The organism is Streptomyces sp. NPDC047022 (assembly GCF_040644155.1).
In the GTDB taxonomy this organism is placed as follows: Bacteria; Actinomycetota; Actinomycetes; order Streptomycetales; family Streptomycetaceae; genus Streptomyces.
This window is the reverse complement of the sequence record NZ_JBEYVV010000064.1, coordinates 1-10,574: the sequence shown is the minus strand read 5'-3', so window position 1 is coordinate 10,574 and position 10,574 is coordinate 1. Positions and strand designations below refer to the sequence as shown.

General features: G+C 69.9%; 12 protein-coding genes. 4 read left to right on the top strand and 8 right to left on the bottom strand.

The genetic code is table 11. The annotated features are described in order from the left end of the window. Window positions 1-125 (bottom strand): sigma factor (locus tag ABZ845_RS31355; RefSeq protein ID WP_360986743.1); only part of this gene is annotated, 125 nt, incomplete at its 3' end. A gap of 27 nt (window positions 126-152) precedes the next feature. Then, entirely contained in the window at window positions 153-1,169 is a 1,017-nt protein-coding gene (locus ABZ845_RS31350) for a L,D-transpeptidase (RefSeq protein ID WP_360986737.1), read from the bottom strand. 147 nt (window positions 1,170-1,316) lie between these two features. Here ABZ845_RS31350 and ABZ845_RS31345 point away from each other — a divergent pair, with 147 nt between their 5' ends. Beyond that, window positions 1,317-1,535, top strand: coding sequence for a hypothetical protein (locus tag ABZ845_RS31345; RefSeq protein ID WP_360986746.1), 219 nt, complete (start codon window positions 1,317-1,319; stop codon window positions 1,533-1,535). Between the two features lie 84 nt (window positions 1,536-1,619). Beyond that, on the top strand, window positions 1,620-2,489 hold the full coding sequence (locus tag ABZ845_RS31340) for an LLM class F420-dependent oxidoreductase (protein ID WP_360986734.1): 870 nt from the start codon (window positions 1,620-1,622) through the stop codon (window positions 2,487-2,489). Between the two features lie 74 nt (window positions 2,490-2,563). Here ABZ845_RS31340 and ABZ845_RS31335 read toward each other — a convergent pair whose 3' ends face one another. Both ABZ845_RS31335 and ABZ845_RS31330 read right to left on the bottom strand, forming a co-directional pair. Next, a complete protein-coding gene (locus ABZ845_RS31335) occupies window positions 2,564-3,700 on the bottom strand; it encodes a right-handed parallel beta-helix repeat-containing protein (protein ID WP_360986731.1) in 1,137 nt (378 codons plus the stop codon). A gap of 262 nt (window positions 3,701-3,962) precedes the next feature. After that, a complete protein-coding gene (locus ABZ845_RS31330; RefSeq protein ID WP_360986740.1) occupies window positions 3,963-4,628 on the bottom strand; it encodes a nitroreductase in 666 nt (221 codons plus the stop codon). 254 nt (window positions 4,629-4,882) lie between these two features. On the opposite strand from ABZ845_RS31330, the gene ABZ845_RS31325 reads away from it, so the two are divergent. Next, entirely contained in the window at window positions 4,883-6,013 is a 1,131-nt protein-coding gene (locus ABZ845_RS31325; protein WP_360986728.1) for a SpoIIE family protein phosphatase, read from the top strand. A gap of 242 nt (window positions 6,014-6,255) precedes the next feature. Here ABZ845_RS31325 and ABZ845_RS31320 read toward each other — a convergent pair whose 3' ends face one another. The 4 genes from ABZ845_RS31320 to ABZ845_RS31305 are packed head-to-tail and all read right to left on the bottom strand — an operon-like array spanning window position 6,256 to window position 9,774. After that, window positions 6,256-6,900, bottom strand: a complete 645-nt coding sequence (locus ABZ845_RS31320) for a response regulator transcription factor (protein ID WP_360986725.1) — start codon at window positions 6,898-6,900, stop codon at window positions 6,256-6,258. Beyond that, entirely contained in the window at window positions 6,897-8,075 is a 1,179-nt protein-coding gene (locus ABZ845_RS31315; protein WP_360986722.1) for a sensor histidine kinase, read from the bottom strand. The genes ABZ845_RS31320 and ABZ845_RS31315 overlap by 4 nt, the downstream gene beginning before the upstream one ends. A 29-nt stretch (window positions 8,076-8,104) precedes the next feature. Then, window positions 8,105-8,836 (bottom strand): hypothetical protein, encoded by a 732-nt coding sequence (locus ABZ845_RS31310; RefSeq protein ID WP_360986719.1) that lies wholly within the window; start codon window positions 8,834-8,836, stop codon window positions 8,105-8,107. Continuing rightward, window positions 8,833-9,774, bottom strand: a complete 942-nt coding sequence (locus ABZ845_RS31305) for an ATP-binding cassette domain-containing protein (protein WP_360986716.1) — start codon at window positions 9,772-9,774, stop codon at window positions 8,833-8,835. The genes ABZ845_RS31310 and ABZ845_RS31305 overlap by 4 nt, the downstream gene beginning before the upstream one ends. Window positions 9,775-10,007: 233 nt before the next feature. Between ABZ845_RS31305 and ABZ845_RS31300 the strand changes: the two genes are divergently transcribed. Continuing rightward, entirely contained in the window at window positions 10,008-10,274 is a 267-nt protein-coding gene (locus tag ABZ845_RS31300) for a PLD nuclease N-terminal domain-containing protein (RefSeq protein ID WP_360986713.1), read from the top strand. The last annotated feature ends 300 nt before the right edge of the window (window positions 10,275-10,574 follow it).

The following is a 10,574-nucleotide window of genomic DNA, read 5'->3' as shown; positions in this document are numbered from 1 at the left end:
GCGCGCACGAACGCCTCCTGGACCACGTCCTGAGCCTCCGCGTGACTGCCCGTCAGGGCGTACAACTGGCCGACCAGACGCGGATAGGCGGCCGTATAGAAGAGGTCGAACTCGTCCTCGGTCACCCTGTCGCGCTCTCCCTCATGTCGGGGTCACGCGGTCGTGGTCTGCCCGGCAGCGCTGTGCTCGAGCCACTGCTTCCAGGTCAGGTTCCAGTCGCCGTAGCCGTTGCCGGCGGCGACCCTGTCCTTGTCCGACCCGGTGACCCTGATGACGTCGCCGACCATCACCTGGTCGTAGAAGTGCCTGGCGGTGCCGTCGGTGGCCAGGCCGACACAGCCATGGGTGACGTTGTGGTGCCCGGCCTCGGTGTTCGCCCGCTCGTTCTCGTGCACGTACGTCCCCGACGCCGTCACGTGCACTGCCCAGTTGTAGTAGTCCTTGTAGGCGGTACCGAGGCCCACGGTGCTGGAGTCCATGAGCACCCTGGGCTGCTTGTCCATCACGACCATGGTCCCGTTCCAGGTGTCCGTTCCCGGCGCCCCGGCGGTGATCGGGATGTGCCGTGTGCCTCCATCGGTGCTGACGGTCATCTCGTGCGTATTCGTGTCGACCGTGGCGACCAGGGACCGGCCGATGGTGAAGTGGCGAACGCCGTGCGAGCCGACGCGGAGGGTGACCTTGGTGCCGGGCTTCCAATAGGTGGTGCCGGGGCGGAAGTCGACGCGCTGCCCGTCGTAGAGGTTCTGGTCCTTCACCCAGCTCCAGGCGCCGGTCGTGCCTGACGAGGTCCGTACGCGCAGCCAGTCCTCCACGGCCTTGCGCTCGGCGGCCGGGACCGGCTGGGGAAAGGTGACGGATATCGGCATGCCCACACCGACCGTGTCCCCGTCGGATATGTGCGCCTGCGCCTGCGCGAGCACTGCGGGCTCCGGCGCGGACGGAGCCGGGCGGGCGTTGGACGTCTTGCCCCTGCCGCTCTTGTTCCCGCCCTTGGCCTTCGGGGCGGCCGTGGCGGACGCCTGGGCATCCGGTGCGTCCGCTGCCACCCGGACGCCGGTACCCTCGTTCGCCGCCGAGCAGCCGACGGCCGAGAGCAGCGCGACACACGCCGCGACAGCGGCCCCGAGACGGCCGGCGGTCCGACCGGCCGAACGGTCCAAGTACATGAGATTCCCCCTGTGAGGTGCGGTTATCGCCTCCTATACGCACGGGCTCGGAGCCGGGTTGCATCGCATCGCGACCTTTTCCGTGAAGGGAGCCCGATCGCCGCGGCGGCTGCGAAAATCACGTGCCGGTTCTCGGAGTTCGGTGACATGGCAACCGGCGTGGAAGAGATTCTGGAGTTCCCCGAACTGCTGCGGCTGATCGAGCTGGTCCTCACCCTCTACGGCCGTACTCCCATCGACTCCCTGAAGCTCGACGGCGACCGGCATCACTTCGACCTGCTCCAGGCCTGGGAGCCGGAGGAGCAGGGCGTGAGGGCCCACAAGGGCCCAGGCCGCAATGGCCGGTGGCCCCGCCCGTCCGGGTGACGTGCCTCGCCGCTTCCACGCGCGGCGTGCCACGTCACGAAGGCGCCCGCACTTCGCATTTAGGGTGACGCCAGGAGGTAGCGGATGCGAGTGGGGCTGCACGCGCTCGGCATCGGTGACGGTGCCCGTCCGGAGGTCATCCGGGCGGTGGCCACAGCCGCGGAGACGCACGGCTTCGCGAGACTGTGGTGCGGCGAGCACGTGGTGCTCGTGGATGCGCCCGTCTCCCGTTACCCCTACTCCGCCGATGGCCGGATTGCCGTCCCCGCGGACGCGGACTGGCTGGACCCGCTGCTCGCCCTGAGCTTCGCGGCGGCGGTCACCAGCCGGATCGAACTCGCCACCGGCGTGCTCCTGTTGCCCGAGCACAACCCGATCGTGGTCGCCAAACAGGCCGCCACACTCGACGTGCTCTCAGCCGGGCGGTTCAGCCTCGGTGTCGGGGTCGGCTGGTCGGCCGAGGAGTTCGCAGCGCTCGGAGTCCCCTTCGCCGGGCGCGCGCGGCGGACCGAAGAGTACGTCGCCGCGATGCGTACCCTCTGGGCCGAGGATCCGGCCTCTTTCGAGGGGGAGTTCACCCGCTTCGACGCGATCCGGGTCAACCCGAAGCCGCTGCGCGGCGGCAGGCTCCCGGTCGTGTTCGGCGGCAACAGCGACGCCGCCCTGCGTCGCGCGGTCACGCTCGCCGACGGCTGGTACGGCTTCAACATCCCGGCGGCCGAGGTCCGCTCGCGCGTCGCCGTCCTCGCCGATGAGTGCAGCCGCTACGGTCGGGGCTTCGACGAGCTCACGGTTGCCGTCGCGTTGAGCGACGGCACACCGGAGCACCTGCCCGGCGTCGCCGCGGCGGGCATCACAGAACTCGTGGTCGTCGGCACACCCCCGCCCGCTCCCGACTCGGCGGCCACCTGGGTCGCGGAACTCGCCCGGACGTGGATTCGCCGGAAGGAGTGACGGGGGCCGGTTGGGTGACCGGCCCAGATGGCCCTCGCCATCGGGCGCCGGGCTGAGAGGCCCGGCGTGAGGGGTCAGCCGACGCATCCGGTGACGATGACGGGGCTGCCGTCGCAGTTGGTGGGGATGTTGTGCCGGATCTCTGACCGGTTCACGGTGAACTGGGTGTCGGTCCACACGCCACCCGGTGCGACGGTGGAGGCGTTGTTGTTCACCTCACTGCGATCGAGCGTCACCGCACCGCCTTGGTTGTAGATGCCGCCCCCCTGTGAAGTCCCGGAACCGTTCGCGCTGTTGCGTTCGACCTTGCTGTCCCGCAGCACCAGGGGGCCGTCAACTTCGAAAATGCCGCCGCCCTGGCCGTCGGAGCCTCCAGCGACGTTGCCGGCGACCTCGGTCTTGATGAGGGTCATCGAGACTTCATTCCAGATCCCGCCGCCGTGCCGACTCGTGGTGGTGTTGTTGATGATCTTGCTGTTGATGAACTGCACGGTGCCGCTGCCGGTGTCGATGCCGCCGCCGTCACCACTGGTGGTGTTGTTCTTCAGGGTGGTGTTGCGGTAGACGGCGTCACCGAAGTCGTGGTCGATGGCACCGCCGTCATGGACGGCGAAGTTGCGGGCGAACACCACGCTGTCGGTGGTGACGTTGCCGTCCGACTGAAGACCTCCGCCCCTGTCGGCCGCGTTGTTGAAGGTGAACTCGCTGCGGGTGATGTCCGCGGTGGCTCCTTGCTTGACAGCGACGCCGCCTCCCTCGAAGCCGGCGGTGTTGTTGTCGAGGATGGCTTTGTCGAGCTTCAGCATGCCTGGGGCGTCGACGAGGATGCCTCCCCCGTCATCGGGTGCGTTGCCGCCGCGGATCGTGACGTCGTCGAGCCGGAGGTCACCGGTGGAGGTGACATGGAAGATACGGAAGACGCCGGCCGTCGCCCCGTCACGCACGATCGTGGAGTCGCGGCCCTCGATGGTGAGCTGCCTGTCGATGGGGGGCAGTCCGTCGTCGCCGCTGTAGGCGGTGGTCAGGTGGTAGGTGCAGTGGCGGGCGAGGACGAGGTTGGATCCCGCAGGCGCCGTGGCGATCGCGTTGATCAGGGCCGCGGTGTCACACGGCACCGAAATGCCGCTGATCGCCACGGCCGGTACCGTGCTCACGCCGTTGACGAGAACCGTGGCCAGGGCGGCGACGCCGGACAGTGCGGTGTATCGCATGGCTCTCCTTGAAGTGCGGGGACCGCCGGAGCGCACATGGCCCCTCGTCCGCGTCCCGGACACAGGGAGCAAAGCCGTCTCCCGCACCTCTTCCATTGAGCCGCAAGCCCGCATCACCCGGGCACAGCAGCGGATTCGGCCGAGCGGCCGAACATCGGTCATCCTCGGCCACTCCCGAGCGGCCTCGAACGGCCCGCGCTGCCGTCAGTTCCAGTTCAGGCTCTGGCGGTAGCGACCGGAAACGGGCGATGAGCACCGCCGACTAACCATCGACGAACGAGACCGTCTCGTCGAGCGGTGCCCGGCCCGTACGGGTGTAGGGCACTGCGGCGTTTTCGAATCCGATCGACATGCCGCAGAAGAGGATGAGGTCGTCCGGGGGTGACAGGATCTCCGCCACGGTCTTGCGGTAGACCGACCACGACATCTGCGGGCAGCTGTGCAGCCCTTCGGCGCGGAGCAGCAGCATCACGGACTGCAGATACATGCCGAGGTCGGACCACTGGGGCCGGCCCAGGCCTCGGTCGATGTAGCAGAACAGGGCGGCGGGCGCGCCGAAACAGTTCCAGTTCTCGGCAGCGGCCCTCTGGCGCGCCTCCCAGTCCTCGCGGGCGATTCCGAGTGTGCTGTAGCGCTCCGCACCGAAGGCGGATCTGCGCTCGTGGTACGGGGACTTCAGTGTGGTCGGGTACATCTCGTATTCCCGCTCGTCCCAGGGGTCGCCTGCGGCCACGCGCTTGCCGGCGCGCTTCTTGAGTTCGGCCAGCGGTCGGCCGGTCAGCACGTAGGCGTGCCAGGGCTGGAGGTTCGAACCGGACGGGGCCCAAGCCGCGGCCGACAGCACCCGCTCCAGCACCTCCCTCGGGACGGGCCGGTCGATGAAACCGCGCACGGCCCGTCGGCTCGTGACTGCCTCGTAGACGTCCAAGATCACCGACCTCCCTCATCCGCTCACCATGCCTACCCCCACGTTCACGGAAATCCAAATATTCGCGGCAAACCGCCCGGACCCCCGGTCGACGTGCGCCCCGCCCCTCGTCGCCCTCCTGATCCCCGGGAGCTCCGGCCCGCCCGGCAGCCAGACCGCCGCCCGGCGGCCAGACCGCCGTTCAATGGGGCGAGCTGTGACTCACGCTCGTATCGTGAAGAGAGGCACAGCGGTGGCGGCGAGGCAGGAAAGTCATGACGGAGCTGGAGGTCGACTACGCAGCGGTGTTCCGGGCCCTCCCCGGGGCGGCGGCGTTGCTTACCCCGAAGCTCATCTTCGTGGACGTCAACGCGGAGTTCACGCGAATCCTGGGCCGAACCCGCGAGGAAGTGGTCGGGCACTTCCTGCTCGAGGACCGCTCCGTGAGCGATCAGCCCCTCGTGCTCAGAATGAATGAGCGGCCCCTCGTGCTCAAGATTTTGGCGTCACTACGCCGGGTGGCGGACACCAGTGAGCGCGACACCATAGAGCTGCAGCGCTTCGACGTGGAGGACCCCGACCGGCCGGGGGTATGGCACGAGCGGTATTGGAACCTGACCAATGTTCCCGTCTTGGCCCCTGACGGACAGGTGGCGCTATTGCTGCACCGGGTGGAGGACGTCACCGAGCTCATTCGCGCCCGTGAAGTCGCGCTGACCTTGCAAGAAGCGATGCTGCCCGCTTTCCGCCCGGTCGACCGCCACCCGGCGGCCGTACGCTACCGGCCGGCCGCCGAAGCGCTGAACGTGGCCGGCGACTGGTACGAGCTGGTCGACCTGCCCGGCGACCGCATCGCCGTGTCCGTCGGCGACGTCGTCGGCCATGGCCTGTCCGCGGCCTGCGTCATGGGAGAACTGCGCAGCGCCCTCAGCGCCGCCTGCCTCGTGGCCGAAGGCCCCGCCCGAGCCCTGGAAGTCCTCGGGCTGTACGCGCGCACCATCGACGGCGCCGAGAACACCACGGCGGCCACGACGTTCATCGACTGGGACACCCGCACCATCACCTACAGCAGCGCCGGTCACCCCCCACCGGCCCTACTGCGGATGGACGGCACCGTCGAGTTCCTGGACCAGGCCACCGACCCCCCACTGGGCGCCCGCCCTGAACACGCCCCCCGGATCCAGGCCACCGCGGCCTTCCGGCCAGGCGACACCCTCGCGCTCTACACCGACGGCCTGATCGAACGCCGCCGCGAAGACATCGACACCGGCCTCGCCCGGCTCGCCGACTCCCTGACCCGCCACAAGGCGGACGACCCCGAGACCCTCGCCGACGCCGTGCTCGCCGACCTGCTCCCACCCGGTGACGCCACCGACGACACCGCCCTGCTCATCGTGCGCCTGTGAACCCGGCCGGAAGTGCTCTCCGTAACGTGGATGCGGCAGCTCGGTGCCTACCAGTGGCCGTGGTGACCGCGGCGTTTGTCGTGCTGGTGGCGCTTGATCTTGGTGGGGTCGGCGAGGCGGCGGTGCGAGTGGGACCACTCACCGTGACCGCCGGTGACCTCAGTGTCGATGAGGCGGTGGGCATTCCAGCGCCGGAGGGGGACGCGGGGTATGGCGGGCGGGACGCAGGCGACGACGTTGTGTCAGGCCAGGTTGGCTTCGTGAGTCAGGATGGCGATCTGGGTGCGGTTGGCAGCGTCGAGTTTGGCCATGATGCGGCCGATGTGGACCTTCACCGTGGACTGGCTCATATAGAGATGGCCCGCTATTTCCGCGTTGCTCATGCCCTGGGCGACGGCCACCGCGACCTCGCGCTCGCGTGGGGTGAGGGCCTCCAGCCGGGATCTCGCCGCCCGGGCGGGGGCGCGGGAGGAGAACTCGGACAGCAGCTTGGTGGTGATCCTCGGCGAGAGCATCGCCTCGCCCCGGGCCAGGACGTGGACGGCGCGGGCGAGTTCGCGTGGCGGGGTGTCCTTGAGCAGAAAGCCTGCCGCGCCGTTCTGCAGGGCGGCGTAGACGTACTCGTCCAGGTCGAAGGTGGTGAGGACGGCTACGGCCGGGGCGTTGGGCAGCGCGGTGACGCGTCGGGTCACCTCCAGCCCGTCGACCTGGGGCATTTGGATGTCGGTGAGCACCACATCCGGGCGGTGGCGGGCGACGAGCTCTGTGACGGCCGCTCCGTCGCCGTCCTCGGCAACGACCTCGATCTCCGGGTCCGCGTCCAGGATGAGCCGGACGCCTGCGCGCACCAGCTCCTCGTCCTCCAGCAGAACCACTTTGACGCTCACGCCGCAACCTTATCCGTGCCGAGGGGGAAGACCGCCCGGACACGGTACCCGCCGTCGTCGGTCCCGCCGGTGCGCAGGGTTCCCTCGGCCAGGGTGACGCGTTCCCGCATCCCGATCAGCCCGTAGCCGGAGCCGGGGACGGCGGATCCGGCCACGGCTCCGCGCCGGTTGGTGACGGTGACCTGGAGCTGATCCTTCGTCACTTCGAGCGTCACGCGTATCGCTGCGTGCGGTGCGTGCTTGGCGGCATTGGTGAGGGCCTCCTGGACCACGCGGTAGGCGGCCCGGCCCACGGCTCCGGAGACCCGCGGAAGCGGATCGGGGAGATCCGCCCGGAGGTTCGTCCCGGCCGCGGTGGCCTCGTCCACCAGCGTGGCGATACCGTCCAGCGCGGGCGGCCCTGAACCGGAGGCCTGCGGCTGATGGTCCCTGAGGACCTTGAGCACGTCACGGAGCTCGGACAGGGCGCTGGCGCTGGTACGGCGGATCACCTCGGCGATCTCCGCTGTTCGCTCGTCCGGGGCGCTCACCGACAGACCACCGGCCTGCAGGGCGATCACACTGACCCGGTGCGCGACCACATCGTGCATCTCCCTCGCGATACGCCGCCGCTCGGCTTCGACCGCGCGTTCGGCAAGCAGATCCCGCTCACGTTCCGCCTGCTCGGCCCGGTCCCGCAGGCTGGCGAGCAGCGCACCCCGCTGGAAGACCCACAGCCCCAACAGCACCGAGGCCCCCACCGCGGCCAGCGGTACGACCGCGACATACGCGAGCCGGTCCGCGCTTCCGGCGATCCCCCGGTAGTAGCCGGGGATCATCGCGAGGGTGACGACCGAGCCCGCGATCCACAGCCTCCGGCATGGCCCCCAGCGGCGGGCGGCCGTATACCCGGCGACGCAGGCCACCGGACCCACGGCACCGGTGAAGGCCACCAGCACCGCCGCGGCGACCGGCAGCCACGGGAACCGCCTGCGCAGCAGCAGCGCGGGAGCGGAGACGACCATGGCACAGACGGCGAGCGGCGTAGGCGCCGTGTGGTGGGCGGATACGCCCTGCAGGACCATGGCGGTGAACAGCAGGTCGAAGCAGAGCGACCGGAACCGGCCGTCCCACCAGGCCAGCCATCGGCGGCGCCAGGTCGGGGCAGGGCCCGGCGCCGCTCCCGGATTCCGCATGTGCTCGTCCTTCCGTCCCGGCATTCCGCTCAGACGTCCCGCCGGGAGAGGGCCAGGGTGCTTCCGGCCAGCAGAAGGGCCGTCAGTGCCACCAGCGGCAGGGCCTCGTAGCCGTGCGCGCCCGACCCCGCTTCGGCCAGCTGCTTGGCCGCGGCGAACGGAACCACCCGCGTATCGAGTTCGAGGGCGGCCGTCAGCAGTGGCTCCAGCACCGCAGGCCACAGCACGACGATGCTCAGCGCGGCCACGGCGTTTCTGGTCAGCCCGGCGAGCGCCAGGCCGACCAACCCGGTCAGCGCGACATACAACACGGTGGCGCCCGCCGCCGCAAGCGCCCGGCCCGAGTCGGGGACGGTCCGCCCGATCGTCAGCACACCCAGGTAATCCACCGCGGCGGCGACCCCGGCGGTCACCGCGCCCAGGGCGGCCACCACCAGGGCCTTCGCCGCCACGATCCAGGCCCGGGACCGGAGGGTCAGCACCGTTGTGGTGATCGTCCGATGGCGGTACTCCATACCGAAGGCGTTCACCCCGAGGGCCGCGACCGGCACCGCGGTGAGCACAGGCATCAGAGTCAGGCCCTTGGTGAACTGCTCCGTGCCGGTGCTGCCTGTCCGGTTGTCGGCCAGGGCGAAGCAGAGCTGGAGCAGGACCACAAGGCCGGTCAGCACCCAGGTCGAACTCAGGGTGCGCAGTCCCGCCCAGGCATAGCGCAGGGCCGGGAGAGCGGGGCCCGGGGAGGTGGAAGCGCCGGCGCTCATGCCGCCCTCCTCTCCCACTCTCGCTGCCCGGCGCCGTACTCGCCGGCGCCGTACTCGCCGGCCTCGGCGGTGGCGGCGAGGAAGGCCTCCTCCAGACTGCTCTGGCGGGTGTGCAGCTCACGCACCCGCGCTCCGGCACGGGCGGCCGACTCCCCCACCTGATCGGCGTCCAGGTCCTCGACGACGACGGTGTCCGGTCCCTCTCGGCGAGCGGTTGCGCCCTGCGAGCCCAGCCCTGCCAGCAGGGCCTCCGCGTCTGCCGTGCGCACCACCACCTCCGAGCGGGTGTACGCGGCGATGAACTCCTCCACCGGCTGCGCCGCGATCAGCCTGCCCCGGCCGATCACCACCAGGTCGTCGGCGGTAAGCGCCATCTCGGAGAGCAGATGGGAGGAGGCGAAGACGGTACGGCCCTCCTCGGCCAGATCACGCAGCAGGGCGCGGGTCCAGTGCACCCCCTCCGGGTCCAGGCCGTTCACCGGTTCGTCCAGAACCAGGTACGCGGGGTCGCCGAGCAGGGCGGTGGCCAGCCCCAGCCGCTGGCGCATACCGAGGCTGAAGCCGCCGACCCGGCGACGGCGAACGTCGTCCAGGCCGACCAGCGACAGCACCTCCCGCACCCGCCGCTCGCCGATGCCCGCCCCGGACGCGACCATCCGCAGATGGTGGTACGCGCTGCGGGCGGGATGCACCGCCCCGGGATCAAGAAGCACCCCCACCGTCCCCACCGGATCGGCCAGTTCACGATAGGTACGGCCGCCGAAGGTCGTCCGGCCCCCGCCGTGCTCCAGGCCGAGCATCAATCGCATGGTGGTGGACTTACCGGCCCCGTTGGGGCCGAGGAACCCGGTGACGGCACCGGGCCGCGCGGTGAAGGACAGACCGTCGACGGCGGTTGTCTCCCCGTAGCGCTTGCTGAGTCCTTGAACGGTGATCATCGCTCTCCTCGCCGAAAGGCTGTGGGCAAGCGTCGGTAGGCCCGCCCTGACGAACCCTTCAAGACTCCGCCGGTCCCGCGGTCCGCCGCATCGCTCGACCGGTCAGCCCCGCCTACGACTTTCGTCCAACTGGGAGCGGCGGAAAGTGAGACGTCCCCGCAGAGCTGCTCGGACAGCCTGGAAGCAACCGGATTCACCCCGCGCCTCGGCGCTGTCGGAAAGGAAGAGTTCCCATGCACATACTGCCGACGCAGCACACCCTCCTGGCCGCCCACTCCGTCCATGCCACCAGTCTCCTGGCGGCCGGGGTGATCATCCTGCCGATCCTGCTCTACGCAGCCCTGTTCGTGGGCGCGCTGATCAGCATCGCCTCCTCGGGCCTCAACGGAGGGATGAAGCTGGTCTGGGTCGTCTTCGCCCTCGTCGCACCGTTCCTGGGCAGCCTGCTGTGGTTCGCCTTCGGCCGAAGCGACGCCTCACGGCGGCGACACTTCGCCTGATGCCCCGCCAGGGGGATGGGGCGGAGCCGCGGAGGTGTCATCGTCTTGCGGCCCTGCCGGACAACGGATTCGGCTACTTGGCCGTATTTGCTGCTGTGCCTGGGTGAGGAGGAGTTGCGGCTCGCCGGCAAAGGTGCGGGGGGCGGTTTTGCTCCCTGTGTCCGGGACGCGGACCAGGAGCCGTCTGTGCCCCGGCGGTCCCCGCACTTCAAGGAGTCTCAATGATGAAGTCAAGCCGCTTGCGCGACCGGCAGTTCGGGGGTGAAGACCCGGTTGTCGCGCAGGAGGGCCCACAGGACG